Here is a 25,094-nt window from a genome sequence, read left to right on the forward strand (position 1 = left end):
AAGGTGATTAGGCAGCAGACTTTCTGTTGCCTAATGACTTAAGACACTATTTTTAATTGGGTAAATTCCAGTAAACCTTGGGTGCCAAGTTCTGAGCCGACGCCTGACTGACGAGCCCCACCAAATGGTATATTCGGAGCGACTGGGAAGTGTTTGTTAATCCACACGCTGCCGGTTTCTATCTGATTGACGACGACATTGATATCGTCTTTATTTGTGCCCCAGACAGAGGCGCCTAAGCCAAAGGATGACGAATTAATGGTGCTAATAACCTCGTTGATGTCGTCATATGAAATGATCGGTAGGACAGGGCCAAATTGTTCTTCATCGACAACTCTATCTCCGTCTTTCACACCAGAAAGGATGGTAGGGCGTAAGTAATAACCTGTTCCTTCTGGAGAGTAACCACCTGCTTCGACGACGGCCCCTTGTTTGACTGCATCATCCAATAGTTCTGTGACGACCCGAAACTGGCGCTGGTTTTGAATTGGACCAAACTTGACGCCGTCTTCTAATGGAGAACCAATTTTGGCGGCATCGGCCATGTCAGCCAGTTTTCTCACTAAGGCATCGTGTTGACTCTTGTGAACATAAACTCGTTTGACCGCTGAACAGGTTTGGCCGTTATTCATAAAGCCAGCTTCAAACAGAGGTGCTGAGATTTCATTCAGATCAGCATCCGCCAAAACAATGGCCGGATCGTTACCTCCTAGTTCTAGTGTGATGCGTTTCAGGTCATCCGCAGCCGACTTCATAATGTGTTTCCCCGTCGCTGTTGAACCAGTAAATGAAATCTTACGGACGTCTTTGTGCGCGCTTAAAATTGGCCCAAGATCACCGGAGTCAGCAATCACATTAATAACGCCTTTCGGCAAGGCTGTATTGATCAATGAAGCCCATAGAAGTGTGGTTAGTGGTGTGGTTGGTGCAGGTTTTATTACCAAAGTGTTGCCAGCTAAAAGTGCGCCGGGTACTTTGAATGCCATCAACGCCATAGGGAAATTCCAAGGTACGATCGCCGCAACGACACCTAAAGGTAACCGATAGGCTTTCGCATCGCTACCCGGAATGTCAGCAGGGTCGAGGGCGTCCGTTGGAACGTGAGCATGAAACTCAAAAAAACCAGCCGTAGCGCCAATTTCGAACATCGCATCTGCCATCGGTTTTCCAGTTTCACTAGTGTGCAGGCTAGCCAGTTCATTCATGTTAGCTTTGGTGATTTCTGCTATTTGAGCCAAAACGGCTTTGCGCTCATTCTGCTTAAGTGCGCTCCAAGCTGGAAATGCGGCTTTTGCTGCCATTACGGCAGTATCGACTTGCTGGGCAGAAGCACTCAATATCGTCACGAGGGCTTGTTCTGTGCTTGGGTTTATAACAGATAATTCGGCGCCTTCGCCTAAAACACATTCGCCGTTGATAAGACTTTGAAATGCTGAAGCTTGGTAAATGATTTCTTTCATATTGAATCTCTTATAATTGTGCGAACTAAGCAGAAAACGTTACATTGCTATCGTTTAGTCAAGACTCTGTCACAGTATTTGTTACTTGTGACGGAGCGGTTGTTTTACATTCCAAACACTTTGAGAGGGATAACGACGTTAAGCCAAATACGTTCTCCACCACCGGAGTTTTTCGTCTCCAAATTGGTTGTGTACATCACATTTAGATTTATCGGGCCAAACTGTTTTGTAAGGGAAATACCAATACCAGAGGATGATGCTCTGCCATTAAGGGCTCCACCATAAGCATTATTAGGGTTTTCATCGTCTTCAAGTTGTTTACGGATATAGCCGACAGCACCAACGCTCAGGTTGTCCCCGATGTTTTTCATGAGCGTTAGGTTAAGGTGAGTTTCGTTACCTGATTTATAATCATTATCTTCGTTTGCTTTGTTGGCGAAATATAAAAGATGTGCTGAGGCATTCCACCCATTACGTAGGTAACTAACGCCAACGCTAGGAGAGAAGGACCAAAAGTTTTGTCCTGGATTGACTAGTTCAGACGCACTCCAATCGCCGGGAGTGTAAACACTGAAGCCTGCGTTCATGTAAATTCCTGAGGATAGTTCCCACGAAATATCCGCTGGTCGAATTTCTACGCTACCGATCCCTGAGTTTGAACCGTTCGCCAAGCCAAAAGGCGTTGCGATATTCTTGCTTTCGATATCGATAAGCGGTACGGATAAAAAGGCTCGATATTGCCCACCAAATAAGGCCTTACCTGGGGAAAGTACAAACTGAAACACGGAGTCTTTTATATCTATTTCAGTTTCCGTTTTATCGCCATTTGCATCGTAATAATGTTGGGACGAAATTGCTGATCGACTGCTAAAGAAAATACCATCGACTGGTGTTGGCGCGGCTATTGGCATACCTATAGACGCGCCATCTGGAATAGTGGGTAAAACGCCAGGCTCATGTGCCGAGACAAGTCCCGCGTACATAGTGCTCATCAGCACAATGCTTAATCCGAAGGTTAAATTGATCTTTATTTTTATATTCATAATTTAGTAATCCAACGTTGTTATTTTTAGTGGCTGTTTAATTGCTTTTTGCATGCCTGTTAATAGGTTGAAACCGAGACAAAAGTTGTCAAAGCATTCCGCAAAGATGGCCTGCATATCGGTATTTTCAAATAATCCCTCTTCCCCAAACTTGACACCTATCTCTGATTTTTTCATTCCTGCAAATGGCGCATTTGGTTGAATTGCCCCATGCTTATTTATCCATACCGATCCGCATTTCAACCGCATTGCCAAGGACTTCGCCGCCTCTGTATTAGACGAGCAAATTGTGCCGCCAAGATCAGCCAAAGGCTTGCCTGGATGTTGAGTGATTAATTGCGCAAGTTCTTGTTGGTTGGTTTCTACTGGTATTGCAAGTTTATCTATTGCGGCTTTGTGGTCAGAATTGGGCAATGCAGTACACGCTGAGTAAGCGGATTTAGCTGCAGAAACAGTGCAATTTAATCCATCGATTATTGAATTTGCCACTGAACCAATGGGTGCTGTCGTAGCTGGATTGAAAACAGCAAATGAGTTTTGTCTTACACGTTGAAGGCCATCCATTGCCATGCCCACATCATTCATATCGTTCTCCAGAATGTATTTTAATTTTTGTTAGATGCCGCTGCCCAAAACCGTTTAATGAGACATTGTTTTGTTCAATTAAAAAGTAAACAAGGTGTCCACATATGGTTAACAAAATATAAACAACTTATGTTGCACATGCAACTATTTGTTGCGCATGCAACATGTATTAAAAGTGCATATTTTTCATTCATTAAGTAATTCAATAAGTTAAGTAAAAAAAGAATTGAATTTTTTGTTAGGGGGGATTGGAGAAAGAGTAAAATACCGATTACTTTGAAAGGTTTTTAGAATTGTTATACATCAGCACGTACCGATGTAATCATTCTAGTTTAGGCCATGGAGCTCGCTATCGACTTGAGCCATAACCGCTTTTAAATTATGCTTGAAATCAATTTCCTACCTAAATTATTACAGTTGATTTTATGAAAAATGCGGAACTTTCATTATTGCCCGATGACTTTTTCCTAGTGGATGTCGAAGATGGCGACACCAAAGAAACGTATAAAACACTCAGCCCCACGCATACTCCAGTCATGTTGTTGTCATTCGCAGCCAGTAAATTTACAGAGGATGCGTCTAATTATTTTAAGCAACTCTTTGGCCTTGGCGGTGTTGACTGGCGAATGCTGTTTTTACTTTCTCTTCAGCCTAATACAACGGCTGCTGAAGCGTCTAAAACGTTTGGTGTCGACAAAGGTACTGTGAGCAGAAGCGTTAGTCGATTGACTAATAGTGGTTTGATTTTAAGCGGAGAACTACACGCAAATGGTCGTAGCAGAGGGCTTTCTTTAAGTCCTTCTGGCCGAGAGATGCACGATCAACTGCTTGCTGCAACATTAAACCGGCACCACTTTCTAATGAAAGGCTTTGATGAGGCGGAAGTGAAGATGTTTTGCAATCTTTTACTGCGATTTACGGCTAATCTAGAGGATCTTAGTAAGCTAAATACCTAAGTCTACATTTAGGTGAAGGTGTACATGGCCGAATTTATTGAGTTCAGGCTGTTACTACCTCTAATGGGCCTGGTTTGGTTTTTATAATTTTTAATGTGATTTTCTGTCCAGTTCGTTTTTCAGAAAATAGTCATTTATTTATATGATTTTATCCTCCACAGTACTATCTGGCGATTCAACTTTAGAGTCCTGATATGAATGAGACTGCTATTCATATTAAGGGTTTTATCATCTACCAATACAAATGAGGCGTTCATATTAGGAAAAGCAATCTCAAGCAATATTAGACGATCTAAATAGGTAAGATCGAGACGATTTCCCTAAGCTGCGTGGTGATGTGTGCATATAAGCAGAAACGTAGTTTGGTTTAGTCAGTGATTAACAAATTGCAGGCAGCTACAAAAGATAAGTGTTAAAAATCTCATCGTAACCCCCCTCTATCTTCATAGAAGCTAAGCTTTCATTATAATCTTCAATGACCCAGAGAAATCTTTTCTTTTTGAATGCAAGATAACTTGGAATGACTGCTATATCTGGTGATAACTGCTTTACTTTATTGCTCAGGCTATTGCCTCTCTTTGAGATCGCTATTTGATTGCTAAGGTTGGAACAGGCCTACTTTTTCTCGATTTAAAACCCATGATAGTAGTTGAATTAGGCGAGTCGTATTCCCTCTTTGTGCCAAAAGCGGATCCTCAGAGATTCCAGTGAATTTTAGAAATTTTCTCCATAGCGGACATTCGATTAATGCCCTCGTTGCTAAGCTTTGAAAGTTAAAAACGGTCCTCATACCGATTAATAGTCCCTTTTAATTGCCATTATTTCTCCCCACTAAAGTGCTTAAAGATAAGAAATTGACTAATGGTTAATAGGATATATAGTCTCAATATTGCGACGATTAGTCTATCTGGATGATATATATGGAAATAAGAAACGTAACGAACATCTCATTAAACGTTGTTTCTGAGCTGATAGGGCAAATATACCAAGCGGGTTTAGACGGCTGCTGGACTAATGTCATGGAACATCTTCGACATATCACTCACTCAAACAAAGCTATTTTTTTTCTACAAAAATTAGATCAACCTCGCCCTATCGGTTTTGAGGTTAGAACAAACTTTGATTACGACCCAATGATTTTGCAAGAATATTTATCCAATACCCTTGATGATCCCTATCTCCAGATAACTGGTCATTTATCAGAAGGCGAAGCGATTTATATTAATGAGCATTTGGATGCGAACTCACTGATTGATTCGGATTTCTATCAGCGCATTCTGTTACCGATGAAGTCTCACTATGCGTTAGGAGGCTGCTTGGTAAGAGATGGAGTATATGAGTCCATCTATTCAATCAATAGAGGCCCTGATGATGCGGCTTATGATTCAAACGATTTTGAGTTAATTCAGTTACTCACCCCGCATCTCAGCCGAGCCACAAAAATTTACAAGGACTTGACCTTATATAAGCGATATTCGTCCATTAGTAAGGGAATACTTGATCAATCTGATAAAGGCTTACTGGTGTGTGATGAGAATGGACGAATTCTGCTGGCTAATTTGTTTGCTAATCAAGAGCTGGAAGAACATGAGGATATTAAAGTCATTGACCAGCATTTAACATTGGCTCCTTCTGCTTATCAGATGCGGCTTAAACAATGTCTGACGCAATGTGTCAATCAACCACATGCTTTTGGTGAACAGGAATCTATTTTACTTGAGCGCTCGGCCGGAGAGACGTTGCTAGTGAGTATCGCACCTCTGACTCGAGACTCAGAGTTTGTAGACATAGACCACCCCTGTTGTTTAGTCACTTTAACCAAACAAAACGCAGTACGCTGGCCGACGTTGATAAAACAATATGGTTTGACCCCTAAAGAATTGCTGCTTATTCAGGCGATTAACCGAAAGAAAAAGTTACAACAACTCACTATTGAAATGGGCGTGACTTACAACACTCTTGCTACTCATTTAAAAGCGATTTACAAAAAGATGGGGATCCACTCACAAGCTGAATTAATGGTTAGCTTAGGGCTGTTTCGATCTTAGTTAAACGTACCACCTCACCTATTTGGGTGAGACGGTTCTTTTTACAAGTTAAGTATCTGCATCCTATTTAACCAAAATTAACTAATTGATTTATAATGCATTTATCTTTATGGAGTAATTCTTGCTCTGCGCCAATTAAACAAAAAATAAGAAAAAAGCGACCAAGATATGTCAAAATTTAGTTTCCTCATGTTTATTTGTTTATTGTTAACTTCATGTGGTGGGGGCGGTTCAGATTCTGGTGGTAACTCAGGTGGTTCAAATCCTCCTGCTAATAAGATACCAACAGTCAGCGCAGGTAATGATCAAACTGTCGATGAACAAACTACTGTGACGTTAACTGGAACCGCCGCTGACTCTGATGGTTCAGTTTCAAGTTACAGTTGGACACAAACAGCTGGTACAACAGTTACCCTTAGTAACGACACATCCGCAAGCGCTACCTTCACAGCACCGGATATTAATGCTGATGAAACTTTAACATTCAAGCTTACAGTTACTGACAATGATGGCGCTAACGCAAATGATTCTGTCAGCATAATTGTCAAGCGAGTTAACGAGTTACCAACAGTCAACGCAGGTAATGATCAAACTGTTAATGAACAGACTGCTGTGACTTTAACTGGAACAGCTTCTGACTCAGACGGCTCTGTTTCAAGTTATAGCTGGACACAAACAGAGGGTACAACTGTAACACTTAATAACGCCAATACCGTTACGGCTAGTTTTACCGCACCAGATATTAATTCCGATGAAACGCTAATTTTCCAACTTACCATTTCGGATAATGATGGAGCAACTGCAATTGCTTCAACTAACATTAATGTAATACGAGTGAACCAAGCACCAATTGCTGATACGGGTGGAGATCAAACAGTTAACGAACAAACCGAGGTAAGCCTTATTGGCGCAGGCTATGATCCGGATGGAACAATAGTTAGTTATAATTGGACACAGATATCTGGTGCATCGGTAGTCATTAACGATCAAAATTCGGCATCAACTTCGTTCACCGCGCCAATTACTGAAACTAAAGTAGAACTGTCTTTTCAACTAACGGTGACGGATGAAGATGGCGGTATAAGCAATGCTTCTGTAGTCATAATTGTGAACCCAACGCTCAATGTAAATATAGAGCAATCGACGGTAGATATTGCTTCTGTTAGTTCAGGGACTTTTGGAGAGGTTGAATTAGTCGATGGTGTAATATCTATTGATCCCAAGACTATATCTGAAGAAGGTTTTGTAACTGCCTATGACGCTGAGGATAATATAATCTGGCTAGGATATGTTAAAGAGGGGGATGAAACAGTTGAGTTAAATGGGCGTTCAACAGCCAGAGTCTTAATACTATTAGTTCCAAACATCGCTATTTTCCAATCTTCAAATCCTGAAATATTTGAGGGCTATCTCAATGATTCTCAAGAAATTAGTAACCTAATTAGTTATTTGTCTAAAAACCAAGACTGGTACCAATTACCTCAAATATTTTCTGATTTATATTCTGCCGCTGTGATGTCAATTTTTAACCGTATTAATATTGATGATTTATCATTGGCTACAAAGCGATCTGGTAATAGTGGTGTAAAAAAAGCGGTAGTCGTTGTTGCCACAGATAATAATGGTGAGCTTACTACTAACTACACCCAGACACTCAATGGTATTGAGATAAAAGTTAATAGTATTGTTGACGAAGGCAATATTGACAGATTTTCAATTGATGTAACGAATAAATTGAATCGCTGGGTTGGAATTACGATTGGCGCCGATCCAGAAACTTATAAAGGTTTACCTAATCCAATTGATTCTCAAACGCCGAGCTATATATACAAAGGAAAGGATGATTCGGCTCGATTTGAGGATCAATTATCAAAGCTAGTTGCTAATCAAAGCGACCAAACATATGGTGTTTACATATTTAGTCCGGCAATAGATGATTTTTTTGGTGATTATGATCAGGATCTTTTTGCAACTAATCTTCATCAAAACGCAGCTGCATATACCCTACTTTTTGATATCGCTGTGCCGGTATTTGGAAAAGCTATAGGTGGAGAGTCTTGTTTAAGGCAGATGTTTGATCCCACACGGCAAGCCTACGATATCGCTTCTACAATTATCGGAGACCAAGATATTCAAAGTTACATTTATCAAAAGAATTTGGATAAAGCCGCATTACAAATTGGTAATATAATCGCCGATTCTATTGCTAATACTGGAAGTGAGTGTCTGAAAGCGATTGCAATAAAGCAACTACAAAAACTAATACCTCTGATAGGCCAAGTACAAACGATATCAGACGTATTCGGAACAATTAAAACGGTAAATGATGTTTACCAAACCGTTAGTACAGCAAAAAGTAAAACAACTTGGGAGGTTAAGAATAGTATAAATATGAGTTTTTCTATGGAAGGAGTTGAGGATATTCGCTCAAATGGATATGGGTGGCTCACATATATTAAGAGCGATAAAATTCCTAATGAATTTTCGACAAGATATCAGGGAACATGTGACAATAATATTCCTAAGACAGCTTGCGGTGGGTATATGTTCGCTCCAGATACTCCCAAAGTGATACGTTATCACTTACGTTGCATAGATCCTGTCAGCCAAGAATTTACACTTTGTGACTTAGGTGTTGTAGAGCCAGAGATGCTTGAATATTTGCCAAATGAAAATGGCGATATTGTCATTGATTTAGATTATTCAGATACAGGTGATAAAGAATATACACATACGTTTAAAGTGTACGATACATCTTCGGCTATGAATCAATACACTGCATCTGTTCAGATTAAAGAGGCTACCCCTCAACTGGTTTTAAAAGTGGATGGTAAAGAAATACCTGCTTCTATCAATGCCAGTGGAGATTTGGTGAATAATACCCCCTACTTATTTGATTCAACTAGTCGTCAACCTGAAACCGTGAGCTTCGAATTATTCAACAAAGGCTTGGCTTCAGCAAAAATTAATAGTACGTCAATTAGCGGTAGCAATAGCTTTGTTTTCAATAATTTAACCCCTGATACTACGGTGTCAATTTTGCCTAATGAAAGTAAGACATTCGATGTTACCCATACACCTAATGGCAACCAAGCAGAAGAAGCTCAATTTATAATAACCGGCAACCTTGGCAAAACTAATGTTAATAGTAACTTATTAGGATTCAATTCATATATCCGAATGGATCTCAACGTAAATTCTCTTAATGTCTGTGAAAATGCAAGCCCTCCTGAAATCCTAAATGTTGCAGTAAGCTGTTCAGAAACAAGCATTGCTCAAAGGATTATTGATGTAACGTATCAAGACCCGTTAGGTGTTATTTCGGGTGGCGGGGGGGGATCATTTACAGGCGATAATTACCCTACACGACTATGGTTCAACCCGGAAAATAGTGGCGAATTTGGATTTGCTGCAAATGGATATACTGCTTCCTTGCTTGAAGGGGATATTTATTCAGGAACAGTAAGGATCAAAGTTTTCTCACCTGTAGGTACGCCTTCTTGCACCAAAGACTCAAATTATAAATTTGGCTACAGGTGGCATAAATCTTGGAAAGTCGGATTACTTAATCAATGTGGCATAGAAAGCGAAACAACACCATTTGAGTTACATTATTGGGATCTTTATACACCGAGAGGGGAACCTATAGACTAAGTTGCAGAAAAAAAGTTAAGTTATTTAAAAATAATCACCTAGAAGTATTAAATTTAGGGAAAAGCAAATTGTCCATATTTATAAACCATTGGTGTTAATAGCTTAATCTGATTTGTTGAAAACACTTTTTAGTTGCTTTAGGTGACATTTTGTTTGAACGGATGGGTGTGCAATAAGATTTTTTAAATGCATTAATTTTTCTTCATTTGTCTAATATCAAAGGTTGTTTAAATGTCAGCTATTAAATATCACTGTGTGGAAATGTAAATTCTCCGAAAGGCTGCTTTCTCAGTAAACCAGCAATAGTCGTGAACGTCGTCGACTGTCTCTTGATCGCTCGAAGCCGAATAACGGCCATGTGCCAATTGCAGACATTGCCATCAGGCTTGATGAACGATTCCTACTAACAGGGTCCAGACGTTCATGGTTTGTGTTTAATTTGAAAACTTGAATTAGAAATAGGGTTGGATTAAAGCAATATAAGTTTCCGTCTGCACCGTTCCGCAGACACCAACGCCGCAATAAACCGCTTAAAATGCATGGCTAAAACTGGTGTGCGCGAACTGTAGTGGCCGACTAACATAGTGACGGCTCTCAAAACATAGCCTTTAGTTGAATTTTATTCTAAATTCGGCAAGCAAGCCGTCTTCGGTAGTAAAGAATATGTCGACTCTTGCGGCATTTTCATTCACTTTTGCTCTGAAATCATCAGATGCTTCTTTGGATGATATGTCAGTGAATAGGATGCATTCTTTTTCTTTGCAATGAAGCGTTCTGACGCTGAAATATCCGAGCTCCTGAGGAATGCTGTTTATTAAATCATAGATATATTCCTTTTTTTGAGGAGAATCAGCACCAGAGGTCTGTGATTCCAACAACCTGTGTATATCATTAGCAACACCAGTGTCGAAATCCACTGAATTTATTTCCCTGTACTCTTCGTTTTCTAGGATAATTGCCCTCGGAATGCCATTAATAACTGATACCTCAATCTTGTATAATGGACTTCGAATATATTTTGAACTCCCATCCCATGATGGAATAACATAGTCATATAAGGGCTCGCCTAAGAAAATTACACCATCCAAGTAACTGCCACTTTCAAACAATGATATTTCATCATCATTTTCATCACGGCCAGGGATAACGCTCATCCCACTTCTGATTTTATTAGGTTCAAGCCGCTCTTCACTACTTTCAGTCACATGAAATTCAGGGGTAATTTGAGGGGCTTTTTTTTGAGAATTAGGGGGCTGTGGTTCAACGGTCACGACTGATTCAGATAAATTCAATTCCTTATTCGCATCTTGTCCCCAATACACGTACATAAAATAGATGATGACCGATAGAATCAATAATACTGCAACTTTGTTTTTCACTAACTACTCACTATCAATGTATCGTTTTAAACGTACCAATTTATATGGAATCATGTCGAGTCACTTGGACTTACTTCAAATGTTATCCTATTCACATCGCCCAATAACTCGACTGACCACTAGCTCAGAAAAGGCTATCCTAGCTAATAAGTCACTTATAGATTCACCCCTCAAGCGATATCGGTAGCGAAGCGGTTACGCCCATTATTCTTAGCCTTATATAAATACGTGTCGGCTCTCTCTAGGCCACTTTGTAATGAATCCTCTATATTGAGAAGTGTAAATCCAATCGATACTGTGACCTGTTTTTGCAATGGTAAAGTGGGAATTTTCAGCGAAGCGACAGAATCATTAATACGTTTCGCCAAGGTGATTAAACCATCAGCCGTAGCACCTTGAACAATCACTACAAACTCTTCACCTCCTATACGCGCCACGCAATCTTCATCTCTAATGCATTCAGTAAGCGTATTGGCTACTGCCTTTAATACTTCATCACCAACAGCATGACCAAAATTATCATTTATAGATTTAAAGAAATCCAAGTCCAGCGCCATTAAACCAATCGAAAACCCCAGTCTGCTTGAGCGTTGATTGGTTGATTCATAATAATTTTCCAATGCTACTCGATTTGCTAAGCCTGTTAATCCATCACTGTAAGCAAGTTTATTCAGTCGTTTCTCTGATGAGATATCAGTTATCGTTCCATTATAACCTTGATATTGATCGTTTATGATTTTGGGACGTCCATCTATTCGAATAGAAATGGCTTCACCTGAGGATTTTCTGATTTCTGCATCATGAATAGTAAACGGCTCGCGTGAATCAAAAATACTTTTTATAACTTTATCGCCCGAAGTTTGGTTACTAGAACTAGGTAGTTCGACTAAATCACTCAGGCGAATAACATTGCGTTCGGTAGTTTTAGGTTTAGCATTTTCACTCAAGTAGTCAGACATTGTAGTGATATTCCCAAAAATGTCGGTCTCCCATAGCCATGTGGATAATGTTTCTTCTATGTGACTTAACGCCGAACTTTTCGAATGAAGGAGTAAATGTAACTCTTTTTGAGTGATTTCTAGTTCAGTATTTTTAATAACCAACTCTCTAGTTCGGTCATTAACCGTACTTTCGAGAATCTTTTGATGTGAGACTATCTGTTTACCCATATGGTTTACTGTACTTACCATATCATCTAGTTCATCAAAAAAATTTGTATCTCTTTGCTCAAGTTCTTTAACTTGTTGATTGTGAGAAAAATCACGTAACCAATTGATTATTTTACGTTGACGATTAAGTACCAGTTTGTTAACTAAAAATAAAATAAAAAGTGAAACGATGAAGGCTTTAATTGCTTGAGTTAATAAGATAGCTTTAATATTTATTAACACATCTTGTTTTATTTGACCTGTCCCTACTATTAACTCGATAGACCCTTTTTTTCCTTCAATCTTTTTTAATATTTCTTCATTTATACCCAAAAATGTTATATCGACATAAAGGGGCTTTGAATAAATGAGATACTGTTCTCTCGTTTCAGGATTATTTTTCACATCAAAAATACCATCACTAGAATATGACTCAATTATTTTGTTGCCTGATTCGTCTCTGATTAGCACACCATATTCATCAGATAACACTCGAAACGCCATAGATATTGAATTAACAATTTCATTTTGTGATAGGTGGATAGCTATGCCAAGAGGGGATTCATAGGACTTAAGTAAATCTTCAACTTGTTGCTTAAAAGCAAACATCCTATTCTGATAATCAAAGTAAACTGTGTAGGAAGTTGCAGCCAAGGTAAATACACCACTGAAAAGCATAATGTAGATAACGAGCTTTTTGGATAACCGCCCCTGAAATTGAGTCATGGTTGCTGATATTGAAAAATGATTAATAATCCAATCCTATCCTGATAAGTTGGGTTTTTAAAGTGGTATGTCCTTCTGTAAACACTGCATCTAAGCATGTACTGACAAGTTAGAAATAATTATTTGTTCTAACTGAACATCTGCTAAGTCCAAAGTTGCAGATGTTTTATAGATGTACAAATCTAAGACAAATTTTCAATCTCGTGACTGTGTCCTTTCACAGTTAGACAGTCGGTAAACCTAAATCGTATTTCTAGCTTTTGTTCAAAAGCCGAATATCGCGATTGTGCCAAAAGCGGATATTCGCCATTGGCTTAGTGTGCTCCATAAGTTCAGATCAAAGTGGAGTTTAGATTAAGAGACAGGTTAAATATTTGTCACCTTAATACACTGTATATAAAAATCAGGTGTAATGAAGTTTGGTGAATAATGTCAATATCGCTTCCTATTAAATAGATTTTCTAAGTCTCACTTTGTTTTTCCAATAATTGCTAAGTTATTAATTTAGTTATGGAAAATCTAAGGCTCATGGCTTTTAATAGGAAGCGAAAAAGGTCTCGTTAGAATACCGGGTAAACCGTCAGGCTCCTTTTGCTTTTTAGAGCTTCCGCAGTTTTAGCATAATTGAAGTAAAAAAAAGTAATAAAATCAGAAAGTAAGCACTGATAATGACGAAAAAACAATCAAGCCGAGCATTTGCAAATGCGCTTTGCTCGTTAATTAGTGTTATGCATGCAGTTTTAGCAATACGGCAGGCGGAAATATAGATTGCGGAAGTGAGACAAAACCCTGTGGTAGATAACTTAAACAACAAGAATGCAAAAATTATTAGCCAGGTCGGACAGTATATTTATGACCATAGTGATCAGACTATCAGCTTGGATGGACTAGCAAGTTATACAGGCTTTTCTAAGTACCACTTTAACCGCATATTTTTTGCGGCGACGGGTTATCAGTTGGGTGAGTTTATTCAGCGGCATAAATTGGAAAAGGCACTGCACGCAATTAAACATGGAAACCACAATATCATCGATGTCGCTCTTAGCGTCGGTTATGATTCCCCTTCATCTTTTTCTAGGGCGTTTAAAAAGATCTTCGCTGTGACGCCAAGCGATGTAGTCCAAGGTAATTTGCCGATCAATGATCGAGCTGGCAGCTTAAAACCTAGAAAATTACTAACTGACCAAAAATTGCAACCTGTTTGGAAAATGTTACCGGAGCAAACAGTGTACGGTTTATATGGCAAAGGTTTTAATGAGCAATCTTTCTCCATGTTGGCTGGAGAATTATACAGCTGTCTAGCTGCAATGGCTGAGCCTTTAAGTTATGCAGAGTTACAGCCTATTGGTGTTTCTGTTGATAACCCGTGGGCTGGAGAGCAAACGGAAAGCCGTTTTTTTGCTGGCTTTGTTGAAGGTCTATCCGCTCATCATGAAAAACTGGACGCTTTTAAATGGCAAGCTGGCCACTGGGCCTGTTTCACGCATACAGGTCCACACGATTGCATGTGGCAAACTATTTCTCAGGTTTATGCACAATGGGTCCTTCCTAATAGTATCAAACTAAAAGATCAGCAAATCGTGCAGCGTTATCTGAATAATCCTATGGAAACTGAGTCTGAAGCTCTTAAGACGGAGTTGTACTTTGCAATAGAAAATATTACCGCAGAAGAAAAAGCTTAAAATTCCGCTTCAAGCAAGGTATTTCTCACAAATCGCACTTTCTGCACTGCCCAATATTAGTTATGCATTTATAGTTGCTGCATTGAATGTTTCATGAAAAATAAATAGAGAGAAATATGAACCTAAAAATAACAACTCTTTGCTTTACTAGTCTTATGTTGTCTACTCTTTTTGGCAGTGCTCAAGCATTCGCTAGCGGAGCAATCGAACTGAAGACAGCAGAAGTCGACTTTTTTAATCAGCGAGTGAATCGACCAACCAAAATCAAGTTCTGGTATCAAGGTGGTGCAGAACCTTGTAAAACGACAATTTGCTTATCACCGAAGCAAAGAAGTCACCGGGTTGCGATTATTTCTCATGGCGCCTTTGGCTCTCCCCGTGAAATGAACTGGCTGGGTTATGCATTAGCCTCAAAAGGTTGGGTTGTTGCTGGGGTAGCGCATTATGGCGAGTCTTGGGTTTATGGGCCTGAGAATATCGACCCGAGTTCCGCTATGCGCTTCTGGCAGCGCCCACAAGATGTAAGCTTTGCGATCGATAGTTTATCTGATAAGGGGCTATTTAATACCTCGCTTAAAACGGACAAAGTAATAATGCTTGGTCATTCTTCAGGCGGGTTTACGTCTTTAGCAATGGCGGGAGCCAATTTAGAAGCGGGTAAGTCGGAAACCTATTGCGCGTCAGAAAAGGCAAAAGATGATAAAGGCTGTCACTACGGCCAGCAAAGTAAACGCAAGCCAATGAGTGAAGAAATGTTAATGAAAATTGATTTACTGCAAGAGCAAATGCGAGACGAGCGAGTTGTAGCTGTTATCGCTTTAGATCCGGCTTTAGGCCATGCGGTTAGCGAAAAAAGCCTAGAAAGTATAAAGGTTCCTACCCTAATTCTGGGCTCCGTCGAAAACGACTTCCTGCCGTATATCGCACATTCCAAATATTATGCAGACCATATTCAAGGTTCGAGTTTGGTAGGTATTGAACAAGGCGCTGGTCATTTTGTGTACATCGATAAATGCGACTCTGAGCGGGAAATAGAAGGCGTATCTTTGTGTAAGGATAGACAAAGTGTAGATCGCAAGGCAATACAGAAAAAAATACTCGGGCATGTATTTGGCTTTATTAATAAAAATGGTTTTAGCTAGAAACTCATACCTAGCCTAAAAGCTATCAAGTTCGAAGAAGGTGATGTTAAAAACTCGCCTTTTGTGTTTAGCAGAACAACAATCTTCTAAAGACTTCGGATTATTTAAAGTAAAAATAATTGGCTTTGTTGCGTTCCTCAACAACTATAGCCAACTACTTTTTTCCGCATAAGTAGGCGTTAATGTCCGCTTTACAGCGATAGCTTAATCAAAATTTAATATGTCCAACGGCGGCAATACGCTCAGAGCCTCCCTCCCAGCTTTTACACAAAACAGTTGTTTTTCCAAACGAGAAGAAATTGTGACATCCAAGCTTATCATGCAAGTAGCCGTTGATATGAGGTTTACACCTTCTTTGCTTTTGCAATTGTTTTGAAGCGCAGCGACAACTGATTTTTAATCTGTTTGCTTGCTTCGAGTCGCCGGTAATCTACCTGTAATCACCACGTAATAAGCAAATAATCCGAGCAAAGAAAAAATAATCATGCTGATTGTTATGGCCTGCCAACCTGAAACAAACAGGGTATAAAAAAGCATGCCAATAACCAATAAAGTCGGTGTGGCAACTAAGGCGATCATGACCCGCACATTGGCAGGGATGGGGGCTTTGTTGGTTTGAGTAGAGTTCATTGCTTAGCTCTCATTGTGTGGTGATGCTTAAAAGCTGCCATTTATAGTCCTACAAGACCACATCATCTTAGGTATTTCAATAACTTGTTTTTTCATCGGTTTAGGGCTTTTAACATAGAGTTTATTTTTGATAGCGGCACCGCCCTGAGGTTTGTACTGAACAATGCCACAAGAAGATTGTTGCACAGGTGGCTATCGGTATACCATCAGTCAAACTTTAATGGCGTGCTCTTTTTATCCGGGATCAAACATTGTGAATGCAGTATCGACCAATACCTTAGACAAACTTCCTAATATCGATAATTTGAAAAGATTGCTTCAATCCTTAGCGGTTTTAGACTTAGTTTTGTGCCCTGAATGGGACAACAGATATTACTCTTTTGACGCGCATTGGGCACCGGGTGAGTCAATGGCCTCAATGCGCAACGGTTGTGGAGATTCTTTTACTGTGCTGTTTACCGCCAGTGGCTGCTTTTTTAAAGGTTTTGCCCATGAATCCACGTTATCATCGTGGCATCAAGGCAATCTAAAGAAATGGCAAGTAGCGCTTAACAAGGTGCCTGCTGAATTTGCTCATGCGGTGTCTGAACCTGCCTTTGATATAGACAATATTTCCTTTTGTTTTTGGCGTTTGGTAGGCGAAACAAGCTGGTCTAAAGCAAGCTTTGCAACAACTGAAACCGATGATCCTGATGGTTCGTTATTTCTTTTAAACTGCCTAGTTGGCGATCCTCGAAATTATCAAGAGTTTGCTGAAGATTACTTTGAAACGGATGTTCCTCTTGCCATCATTCAGCATGTTTATCAGCAACTACCGTTAACTCACAGAGTGATTCAGCAACTTAATCCAGAGCTTGCACTGGCTGATTTTTATGATGAATTAGTGGATATCGGTTACCCTATGAACAATTCGCAGCACTAAAAACGCCTTGTTCTACAAGCATGAGTCGCGATGTAATATTGCCGATATTTATTGATGTGACTCATCCGCGTAAACCCATCTGTGATGTTGTGATGTGAGCGGTAGAGACAACACGCGTAGCGAAGCGTGATCAGGGGCTGGCGGGCGGGTAGAAAATTACCGCATAGGTCTATTTAATTGCCTGCAAACACCCTTATACATCCAAATCACTCATTATGGGCAATGAATCGAAAGCGCCAAAATGCGCAACCGTGAAAGCACCACATTTAGTCGCAAAATCAATGGCTTTTAGTACATGTTGAAAGTTAGCCACCCATTCCACAAATGTTTTCGACGAACTGTTTTCACCCGCTACTCGATACAAAAAGCCACCGACAAAGGCATCACCTGCAGCGGTTGTATCAACTACGTTCGCCTTCGGCGCAGGGTAAGTGCCATCAAAATTTTGCGTATAAAAGGCGATGGGCTTACCTCCATCGGTAATCATCACTAATGATACCCCTTGTTCTATCCATGATTTAACCACTTGCTCAACGTGCTCAACCCCATACAACTGCACTAACTCATCGCGACTGGCTTTGATGATATTTGCCATGATTGCCGCGCGTGAAATTCTGCCTGCTGCATCTTGAGTCGGCGGCCAAAAAGCCGAGCGAAAATTAACATCTAAACAAATAATCGACTGGTTTTTCTTGAATATTTCCAGTGCTTGCAGGGTGCAATCAAGTTGATGTTCGTTGGCTAACATGCCAGAGCAAAAGGAGACGACTCGTGTAGGTTCAATAATTTCAGCGGTGAAATCACTGGGCTGTATATCGTTGTGCGCAGCTTGTGTGTCATAGAATTCAAAGCTGCGCTCACCAAGGTGATCTAAGGTCACAAAAGCCAAAGCGGTTTTACCCGTCTCAGAAAACCCAACAAAATCAGTAGAGACACCATTATTTTTTAGCGCGTTGATTAGGAAATGACCAAATTGGTCTTTACCCACTTTACCAAATAAAAAACTTTTCCCTCCTAATTTGGCCACGGCCACCGCGACATTGGCTGGCGCACCACCGGCATATTGGGTAAAGGTGACGACTGTGCTGGGATCTTTCTCTAAACAGGTGCTTGATAGCAGGTCGATCAATGCTTCGCCGATTGCTAGTACTTCCATAGTTGAGTTTGCCTTCGTTTATCCACTAAAAAATAGATGTTTGGCTTGGAAACTTGCCCAAGCCAAACAAGGGGTTTGTTAAAAACGTTTGCCAACGGTTAGGGTAAAGGTACGCGGCAATACCACCCTTGCATTAAACGTGTTGGTTTGGCCTGCAACGGTTTCTCCCGCTCTTGGATCGCCTTCTGATAGACCCTCAGAGTTATTGATGTTTTTCACATCAGCGCGTAAGTAATATCCTTCCTCGTTCTCTACCGCAAAACCAAGGTTTAACATGCCGTACATGGGTAACTCTGCGGTATTTGCGTCATCAGCGTAGCGTTTTCCGCTCCATGAATAGGTAGCGTTAATGCTAGCGACACCCCACGCAAAATCTTCAAATTCATAGCTGGTGGTCAGCTGTCCAAAATGTTTTGGTACACGTACTGGCAGGTTGCCATTGATTTCGACCGTAGCAACATTGCCACTGTCATTTATAAACTCAGCAGCAGGGGTGTTAACAAATTCTGGGGATTGATAAGTGGCGGATAAACCGACTTTCCATCCCTCTGTCACTTGTAAGTTAAACTCAGCTTCAAGGCCTACGGTTTCGGTATTTCGAAATGCCTGGCGCTGCACAACGTCGCCGTTGACTACGGTGGGTACGTTAAAAAACAAATCATCGGCTGAGGCAAAATAGGCGGTTAAGAAGGCGGCAACATCACCTGAATTGTATTTTAAACCGAGCTCAGCCATTACAGTGGAAGCAGGTTTTGTTTCACGGCGCTGTGAGCGATTAAATTCGTCTATTTCAGCTTGACTCGTTAAGCCAGTAATTGCCATGTACTTATCTACGTCAGGCATACGAAAGCCATCAGCGTAGCGAGTAAATACGGCAAAATCTTCGTTTACGATGTAGTTTGCTGCCACCGTCCATGCCAGTTCACTGTATTCAATATCAAAATTACGATAGGTGCCATCACCAAAGGGTAAAACGATATTGCCGTTGACGGTGTCGGTATCACTGCTAAAACTATTTATTTGATAGTCACCTTGGTTTTCCGCTTCGCCGTTGGCTTTTAATGTTTCGTAGCGAGCCCCAAGATTTAAGGTTAAGTCATTGATCTCATATTCAAAGTCGGCATAAGGCGCAATGGTGTTTTCGCTGTAAACGATGTTTGCAAAACCATGCGAACCCGCTTGGATCCCTTTATAGGTGCCACTGGCAATATCGTTGCCGTTGGCGTCCATAAAGGCGATATCTAGACGTTGTGGTAAGGGCTCAACAGACTGTAAAGTGTTGATGCGATAATCAGTAACTTGACCGTTTATGTTAGACACAAATAAACCAAAAGTAGAGTAAAGGGTGCCTTCACTTAAATCTTCATAGGTATGATGTAATTTTGTTTCGTTTTGTACGTTATCACCTTCAAAACGACGGTGCCAAAAGCCGGCGTTAATGCCAAAGCCATTGGTATTGTATGAGTCAACATTGTTATTGTTGGCCAATTCAAATCCTGTACCTGCATCACGTATTTGGTAATTCAAGGCGCCATCTACCATAGCATCAGCAAGGGCAACGTTGTTATTGTCGTAAATAGCCTGCGCTTTGCTGGCTAAAGATTCGGCATTGCCGACATTAATGATGCCAGTAAAAGTGGTTAACATGTCGGTATAACGAACTTGATTGCTGAAAATCCAGTTGTCGTTCAGTTCAACCTCAGTGGTATTGCCAATATAGGTAACATTGGCGTAGTTACCATCCGCCACATCTAAATCGAGATCTCCGCTGGGCGTATTGGCGAGACGCAATAAACGTGCACCTGCCGAGTTACCCGTTGTTCCATCACGAATATCCATGCCACCCGGTATCGTTTGCGCATCAGTGGTTGAGCCTGTTAAAGGCTGAGGAATGAAAAAGAAAGACTTATCGTCTTGTTTGTTAAACTCAAAGCGGGTGAAGCCACTGTCATCTTTGAAGAAATGTTTAATATTGGCGTTAATTTCACCACCTTGGTTAGCGGTATAACCCGGATCACGAGCAGAATCATCTTCGCGATACCAGCCGCCGATAGCGTAAACGGTTTGATCATCAAGAGAGCCACTGACCCACGCTTGCGCCCCTAAACGATTATTGCTGTTGGTTTCAAAAAATACATCCCCTTCGGTATCGTCACCGCCTTCGCGAGATAAAAAGTTGATAAAACCTGCTGGGGCGCTGCCCACAAATATGGAAGAGGCTCCACCACGAATGGCTTCAACATTGCCAATAAAATTCGATAAACGGGTAAAACGGTCGTTTTGAGTAAACAGAATATCTTGGTTGTAAAACACCGTCATACCATCACGCAACAAAGCGGTGAATTCTGTTTGAGTTGATAGTGGAAATCCGCGAGGTGCCACGTTATTACCAGTTTCACCACCGGTGTCTTCTGCATGAAAACCTGGAATGCTGCGAACCAATTCACCCACACTGTGCGGGGCTAAGCGTTCTAAATTTTCCTCACCAAAGGTTGTCATGGCATTTGTCGATTCAATTTTTACTTTCGGACGTGATGTACCACTGACAATAATTTGTTCAAAGTCGAGGTTGCTCGCTTTGTTTGCTTCTTCGCCAGACTGTGCAAAAGAAGTATGAGAAATAGAAGCCGTTACCGCTGCAGCTATGAGGGTCATTTTAGTCGAGCATTGCATGATGTGTTTTCTCCATTAATTTTGAGTTTTTAAGCTGACAAACTTTGTTAATTGCCTCTTATTAATCGAATGTTTAAGGCGGTTAACAAAATTGTTAATGAAATGTAGAGTAAATATTTTAATAAATCAACTAATGTTATTTATTAAATTTTGTTAAGTTTGCCACAGCTGAAATCTATAATTTGTTAAAGAGGATGGTAAGGGGATTGAAGGCTGCGGTTTTATTGAGCTAAAACAGCAGCGCTAGGCAAGGCGAAGTAGGTTTTTTACTGATTAAATAAATGTTGGCTATCTTGAGAAAAATTGACTAACAAAGGCAAATTAGCACAACCAATAGACTGGGCCTTGCTGCCGATTGAGCCACTGACTATTTTACTCGGTGATAAACCGCGGGTATCAGCTTGCGATATTTTGAATGCTGTTGCTGCAACAATTTTACTGCGCACCGCGCCAGGAATGGCGCCGTCGATGACGATAGCTTCAAAGTCAAAAATGGCCATTGAGCACAGAGCAGCATAGGCTAAGCCTTCGGCTACCTTGTCAATCCATTGGTCTAATATGGGGCCAAGTTCGCCCCAATATTCGCTAGACTGCCATAGCACTTTGGCGTCGTGGCCCGCTTCAATCAACATCTTTTCAAGGATATACAACGAAGATTGCATGATTAACTGTTGTGACTCTAACTCGCCATTTTGATTGATAATGGGCTGCGGTAAGGAGCCTATAGCGCCTGCATTACCGGTTTTACCGGTGAAAAGTGAGCCGTTCAACACCACACCGCCACCAATAAACGTACCAATAAAAACGTACATAAAGTCGTTGAAATGATGAGGGTTACCAAAACTTAACTCGGCAGAGCAAGCCGCCGTGTCATCGTTACAAACATAAACAGGTAAGTCGATAATACTCGTAATGCCTTGAGTGTAATCGAAGGTTTTCCACTCGTTCATTACTTCAGCGGGCGCCCCTGCTTCTTCAGCCCAGTTCCATATTTCATAAGGGGTGGCGACGCCAATCCCCAAGATTCTGGCACTGAGTTCGGTGCTCAAACTTAGGGTTAAAACTTCTACGCCTTTTTTTAAAAAGGCCAACAAATTGGTGACACTCGGATAATTACAGTTTTCGTGTAAGGTGGCGCGCACATTGCCAGTAAAATCAATTAGGGTAAGGTCGAAGCTACGTCGTCCTACCTTTAGGCCGATGCTAAAAGCGCCCTCGGGATTGAGTGCAAACGGGACCAGAGGTTGACCAACACGACCTCGTTGCGGCTCCTTACGGATCAGTAATTTATCAGCCTCTAAGCTGTTAATAATGACGGTAACCGCTTGGGCTGAAAGGCCAGTTTGTTGGGCTATCTCAGCTTTTGGAGAACTGCCTTGCTGACGAATGAGTGATAAAATTCTGCGCTCGTTATGCGCACGTAAACCTGATTGACTGCGCCCTTCACGAAGATTAGTGTTTTTTGTATTTACAACTTTGTCGGTCATTTCGTCTACTTTTGATGCATTAACAAGACACCCTAAGGTGGTGGGTTATTATTTTAGCTGACTCTCTTAGGCTAAACTATATTAGTTTGAATTAATAAAAAATAGCGTGAAAGAGCAATAAATAAATTAAGTTGATTTATTGACAGGCTATTTTTTTGTTGGTTAAATGCGTTAACTAAAAATTAACAAGTGGTCGTATCGCCATGCAACAAAAAGCCCCATTAGTCTCAAGAGATATGTTGGTTCCCTTCATATTATTAACATTGTGTTTTGCTGCGTGGGGTACTGCAGCCAATATGACCGACCCCTTAGTCAAAGTGTTTAGTAAAATTTTCACCATGACGTCATTGCAATCAGCCTTAGTTCAATTTTGTTATTACGGCGCTTATTTTTGCTTAGCCATACCGGCGGCATTTATTAACAAGCGTTTTTCGTATAAGACCGGCGTACTCACGGGGCTTGGGTGTGCTGCAATCGGGGCTTTTATGTTTTACCCCGCAAGCCAAACCATGACGTATGGCTTCTTTCTTACCGCTTTATTTATCTTGGCAGGTGGTCTCTCTATCTTAGAAACCTCGGCAAATCCTTATGTTATGGGTATGGGCAGTCAGTTGACGGCCACCCGCCGCTTGAATTTTGCTCAGTCATTTAATCCGGTTGGAACCAGTTTAGGGGTGTTTTTAGCCGCGACCCTTATCTTGCCTCAATTAAATCAAGCATCAGCAGAAGAGCGCAGCAGTATGACAGCCGATCAGCTTGTTTCTGTTATGAGTGCCGAATTAGATGCCGTGATGGTGCCTTACGTCGGGTTTGCTTGTGTGCTTGTGGTCATTTGGTTTGCGATTGCCATGCTCAAAACACCTGAAAAGTGCAAAGCCACTGAAGCCAGTAAACACACTGATTTTAGAGCAACGATACGTCGATTGTTTAACAATCGTCATTATCGATTTGGTGTTGTTGCCCAGTTTTTTAATGTTGCTGCTCAAACCTGTGTATGGACCTTCACCATTCAATATGTGATGGAAGCGCAGGGCGGCGATGAGGTGTCTGGTGGCAAGGTCTTGCAATACAGTATGTTAGTGTTTTTAGTCTCTCGATTTATTATGACGTGGATCATGGGCTTTGTCAGACCCGCAGCCTTATTAAGCGCGATGGCGGGGCTGGCTTCAATATTGTGTTTGTACATGATAATCATGCCGAACGAAACAGGGGTATGGGCCCTGATTGGTATTTCAGCTTGCTTGTCTTTGATGTTCCCAACTATTTATGCTGTAGCCTTACATGGCTTAAATGATGATGCAAAGTTTGGAGCGGCGGGTCTAGTTATGGCTATATTAGGCGGGGCAGTGATACCTTTATTGCAAGCATCCTTTATCGATAATTACAGCGCTGCGTTTTCTTACATCGTACCAGCGTGTTGCTTTTTGGTCGTCGCCGCTTATGCGGTATTTGATTTGAAATCGAAATACAGAGCGTAATTTAAAAACCATGGAGCAAGGTATGTCCCTACATTTTTTGAGTGAGATCACCGGTTCGTTTTCTCAACCCGCGGCAGAGAACCCCACTGTTGCGATGGTTGAGGCTGCTTATAAAGAAATGAAAATTGACTGGCGCTATATTAATTGTGAGGTGCCACCAGCGCTTTTAGCTGATGCAGTAGCAGGCGCGAAGGCCATGAATTGGCAAGGATTTAACTGCTCTGTGCCGCATAAAGTGGCAGTGATAGCGCACCTCGATGGTTTGGGTGAATCTGCCCAACTCATTGGCGCGGTAAATACTGTGGTAAAACGCGGCGATGACTATATTGGTGAAAACACCGATGGTAAAGGCTTTTTACAAGGATTGAGACAACAGGTTGAACCGCACGGTAAGTCGGTCATGATATTAGGTGCTGGCGGCGCGGCGCGAGCCATTGCGGTTGAACTCGCCTTAGCAGGGGTGGCATCAATCACGATCGTTAATCGAAACAAAAACCGTGGTCAAACCTTAGTCGATTTGCTGAATGGTAAAACCACCGTCAAAGCCCACTATCTTTCATGGGACAAGACCATCGATATACCAGAAGACATTGATATCTTGGTCAATAGCACCACTATCGGCTTGTACCCCCACGTAGAGCAAGAAGTTAACATCAATAGCGAAACCCTCAGAGCCGAGATGGTGGTAGCGGATGTTATCCCTAATCCGCCAAAAACAAAGCTGCTAGAAGCCGCGCAAGCAAAAGGTTGTCAGGTAATTGATGGCCTCGCCATGTTGGTCAATCAAGGTGTATTAGGTATCAAATATTGGACCGGACACGATGCTAACAGTGATGTTATGCGTCAGACCTTAAACGCTATTTTTGCTAAGTAAACGCCCTTTTTTGTTGAGCAGTAGTCAGGCCACATTACACTATTGGCTGAG

General features: G+C 41.1%; 17 protein-coding genes. 8 read left to right on the forward strand and 9 right to left on the reverse strand.

The window, feature by feature from the left end; genetic code table 11:
- Window positions 1-38: 38 nt before the first annotated feature.
- From ACEN2L_RS15310 to ACEN2L_RS15320, 3 genes are all read right to left on the reverse strand, one after another.
- Window positions 39-1,460 (reverse strand): aldehyde dehydrogenase family protein, encoded by a 1,422-nt coding sequence (locus ACEN2L_RS15310; RefSeq protein WP_441744967.1) that lies wholly within the window; start codon window positions 1,458-1,460, stop codon window positions 39-41.
- 104 nt (window positions 1,461-1,564) lie between these two features.
- Complete coding sequence (locus ACEN2L_RS15315; RefSeq protein WP_441744969.1) at window positions 1,565-2,503, reverse strand: SphA family protein; 939 nt, start codon at window positions 2,501-2,503, stop codon at window positions 1,565-1,567.
- A 3-nt stretch (window positions 2,504-2,506) separates the two neighbouring features.
- On the reverse strand, window positions 2,507-3,088 hold the full coding sequence (locus tag ACEN2L_RS15320; protein WP_441744971.1) for an aldehyde dehydrogenase family protein: 582 nt from the start codon (window positions 3,086-3,088) through the stop codon (window positions 2,507-2,509).
- A 425-nt stretch (window positions 3,089-3,513) separates the two neighbouring features.
- Between ACEN2L_RS15320 and ACEN2L_RS15325 the strand changes: the two genes are divergently transcribed.
- The 3 genes from ACEN2L_RS15325 (at window position 3,514) to ACEN2L_RS15335 (ending at window position 9,746) form a co-directional block, all read left to right on the forward strand.
- Complete coding sequence (locus ACEN2L_RS15325) at window positions 3,514-4,044, forward strand: MarR family winged helix-turn-helix transcriptional regulator (protein WP_441744973.1); 531 nt, start codon at window positions 3,514-3,516, stop codon at window positions 4,042-4,044.
- A 920-nt stretch (window positions 4,045-4,964) separates the two neighbouring features.
- The gene (locus tag ACEN2L_RS15330) at window positions 4,965-6,092 is read left to right on the forward strand and encodes a hypothetical protein (RefSeq protein WP_441744975.1); all 1,128 of its coding nucleotides are present in this window, start codon (window positions 4,965-4,967) and stop codon (window positions 6,090-6,092) included.
- A 168-nt stretch (window positions 6,093-6,260) separates the two neighbouring features.
- Complete coding sequence (locus tag ACEN2L_RS15335; protein ID WP_441744977.1) at window positions 6,261-9,746, forward strand: PKD domain-containing protein; 3,486 nt, start codon at window positions 6,261-6,263, stop codon at window positions 9,744-9,746.
- 608 nt (window positions 9,747-10,354) lie between these two features.
- Here ACEN2L_RS15335 and ACEN2L_RS15340 read toward each other — a convergent pair.
- Together ACEN2L_RS15340 and ACEN2L_RS15345 are read right to left on the reverse strand one after the other, a co-directional pair.
- On the reverse strand, window positions 10,355-11,125 hold the full coding sequence (locus tag ACEN2L_RS15340; RefSeq protein WP_441744979.1) for a hypothetical protein: 771 nt from the start codon (window positions 11,123-11,125) through the stop codon (window positions 10,355-10,357).
- Window positions 11,126-11,295: 170 nt separating this feature from the next.
- Window positions 11,296-12,999, reverse strand: coding sequence for a GGDEF domain-containing protein (locus ACEN2L_RS15345; protein WP_441744980.1), 1,704 nt, complete (start codon window positions 12,997-12,999; stop codon window positions 11,296-11,298).
- Between the two features lie 791 nt (window positions 13,000-13,790).
- Between ACEN2L_RS15345 and ACEN2L_RS15350 the strand changes: the two genes are divergently transcribed.
- Together ACEN2L_RS15350 and ACEN2L_RS15355 are read left to right on the forward strand one after the other, a co-directional pair.
- On the forward strand, window positions 13,791-14,681 hold the full coding sequence (locus tag ACEN2L_RS15350; RefSeq protein ID WP_441744982.1) for a helix-turn-helix domain-containing protein: 891 nt from the start codon (window positions 13,791-13,793) through the stop codon (window positions 14,679-14,681).
- 116 nt (window positions 14,682-14,797) lie between these two features.
- Window positions 14,798-15,823: an alpha/beta hydrolase family protein gene (locus tag ACEN2L_RS15355; protein ID WP_441744984.1), complete on the forward strand. Its 1,026-nt coding sequence runs from the start codon at window positions 14,798-14,800 to the stop codon at window positions 15,821-15,823.
- Between the two features lie 396 nt (window positions 15,824-16,219).
- On the opposite strand, the gene ACEN2L_RS15360 is transcribed toward ACEN2L_RS15355, so the two are convergent.
- Window positions 16,220-16,453 carry a hypothetical protein gene (locus ACEN2L_RS15360; RefSeq protein ID WP_306023449.1) on the reverse strand — a complete coding sequence of 78 codons (234 nt, stop codon included), beginning with the start codon at window positions 16,451-16,453 and terminating at the stop codon, window positions 16,220-16,222.
- Window positions 16,454-16,616: 163 nt separating this feature from the next.
- On the opposite strand from ACEN2L_RS15360, the gene ACEN2L_RS15365 reads away from it, so the two are divergent.
- Window positions 16,617-17,375: a hypothetical protein gene (locus ACEN2L_RS15365; RefSeq protein ID WP_441744986.1), complete on the forward strand. Its 759-nt coding sequence runs from the start codon at window positions 16,617-16,619 to the stop codon at window positions 17,373-17,375.
- 193 nt (window positions 17,376-17,568) lie between these two features.
- Here the strand turns inward: ACEN2L_RS15365 and ACEN2L_RS15370 are convergent, their stop codons facing one another.
- The 3 genes from ACEN2L_RS15370 to ACEN2L_RS15380 all read right to left on the reverse strand — a co-directional run bounded on the left by ACEN2L_RS15370 (window position 17,569) and on the right by ACEN2L_RS15380 (window position 22,691).
- On the reverse strand, window positions 17,569-18,531 hold the full coding sequence (locus ACEN2L_RS15370; protein WP_441744988.1) for a carbohydrate kinase family protein: 963 nt from the start codon (window positions 18,529-18,531) through the stop codon (window positions 17,569-17,571).
- 78 nt (window positions 18,532-18,609) lie between these two features.
- Window positions 18,610-21,204 carry a TonB-dependent receptor gene (locus tag ACEN2L_RS15375; protein ID WP_306023452.1) on the reverse strand — a complete coding sequence of 865 codons (2,595 nt, stop codon included), beginning with the start codon at window positions 21,202-21,204 and terminating at the stop codon, window positions 18,610-18,612.
- Window positions 21,205-21,470: 266 nt separating this feature from the next.
- A complete protein-coding gene (locus tag ACEN2L_RS15380; RefSeq protein ID WP_441744991.1) occupies window positions 21,471-22,691 on the reverse strand; it encodes an ROK family protein in 1,221 nt (406 codons plus the stop codon).
- A gap of 203 nt (window positions 22,692-22,894) precedes the next feature.
- Here ACEN2L_RS15380 and fucP point away from each other — a divergent pair, with 203 nt between their 5' ends.
- Together fucP and aroE are read left to right on the forward strand one after the other, a co-directional pair.
- Window positions 22,895-24,169 (forward strand): L-fucose:H+ symporter permease, encoded by a 1,275-nt coding sequence (gene fucP / locus ACEN2L_RS15385; protein WP_306023454.1) that lies wholly within the window; start codon window positions 22,895-22,897, stop codon window positions 24,167-24,169.
- 22 nt (window positions 24,170-24,191) lie between these two features.
- Window positions 24,192-25,043, forward strand: a complete 852-nt coding sequence (aroE, locus tag ACEN2L_RS15390) for a shikimate dehydrogenase (protein WP_441744993.1) — start codon at window positions 24,192-24,194, stop codon at window positions 25,041-25,043.
- The last annotated feature ends 51 nt before the right edge of the window (window positions 25,044-25,094 follow it).

It is taken from the genome of Flavobacterium sp. W21_SRS_FM6, assembly GCF_052119645.1.
In the GTDB taxonomy this organism is placed as follows: Bacteria; Pseudomonadota; Gammaproteobacteria; order Enterobacterales; family Alteromonadaceae; genus Paraglaciecola.

Excerpts from the sequence above, each read along its gene's own strand:
- ACEN2L_RS15310 (WP_441744967.1), bottom strand. The coding sequence starts at position 1,460 with ATGAAAGAAATCATTTACCAAGCTTCAGCATTTCAAAGTCTTATCAAC.
- ACEN2L_RS15315 (WP_441744969.1), bottom strand. The coding sequence starts at position 2,503 with ATGAATATAAAAATAAAGATCAATTTAACCTTCGGATTAAGCATTGTG.
- ACEN2L_RS15320 (WP_441744971.1), bottom strand. The coding sequence starts at position 3,088 with ATGAATGATGTGGGCATGGCAATGGATGGCCTTCAACGTGTAAGACAA.
- ACEN2L_RS15325 (WP_441744973.1), top strand. The coding sequence starts at position 3,514 with ATGAAAAATGCGGAACTTTCATTATTGCCCGATGACTTTTTCCTAGTG.
- ACEN2L_RS15330 (WP_441744975.1), top strand. The coding sequence starts at position 4,965 with ATGGAAATAAGAAACGTAACGAACATCTCATTAAACGTTGTTTCTGAG.
- ACEN2L_RS15335 (WP_441744977.1), top strand. The coding sequence starts at position 6,261 with ATGTCAAAATTTAGTTTCCTCATGTTTATTTGTTTATTGTTAACTTCA.
- ACEN2L_RS15345 (WP_441744980.1), bottom strand. The coding sequence starts at position 12,999 with ATGACTCAATTTCAGGGGCGGTTATCCAAAAAGCTCGTTATCTACATT.
- ACEN2L_RS15355 (WP_441744984.1), top strand. The coding sequence starts at position 14,798 with ATGAACCTAAAAATAACAACTCTTTGCTTTACTAGTCTTATGTTGTCT.
- ACEN2L_RS15360 (WP_306023449.1), bottom strand. The coding sequence starts at position 16,453 with ATGAACTCTACTCAAACCAACAAAGCCCCCATCCCTGCCAATGTGCGG.
- ACEN2L_RS15365 (WP_441744986.1), top strand. The coding sequence starts at position 16,617 with ATGCCACAAGAAGATTGTTGCACAGGTGGCTATCGGTATACCATCAGT.
- ACEN2L_RS15370 (WP_441744988.1), bottom strand. The coding sequence starts at position 18,531 with ATGGAAGTACTAGCAATCGGCGAAGCATTGATCGACCTGCTATCAAGC.
- ACEN2L_RS15375 (WP_306023452.1), bottom strand. The coding sequence starts at position 21,204 with ATGCAATGCTCGACTAAAATGACCCTCATAGCTGCAGCGGTAACGGCT.
- ACEN2L_RS15380 (WP_441744991.1), bottom strand. The coding sequence starts at position 22,691 with ATGACCGACAAAGTTGTAAATACAAAAAACACTAATCTTCGTGAAGGG.
- fucP (WP_306023454.1), top strand. The coding sequence starts at position 22,895 with ATGCAACAAAAAGCCCCATTAGTCTCAAGAGATATGTTGGTTCCCTTC.
- aroE (WP_441744993.1), top strand. The coding sequence starts at position 24,192 with ATGTCCCTACATTTTTTGAGTGAGATCACCGGTTCGTTTTCTCAACCC.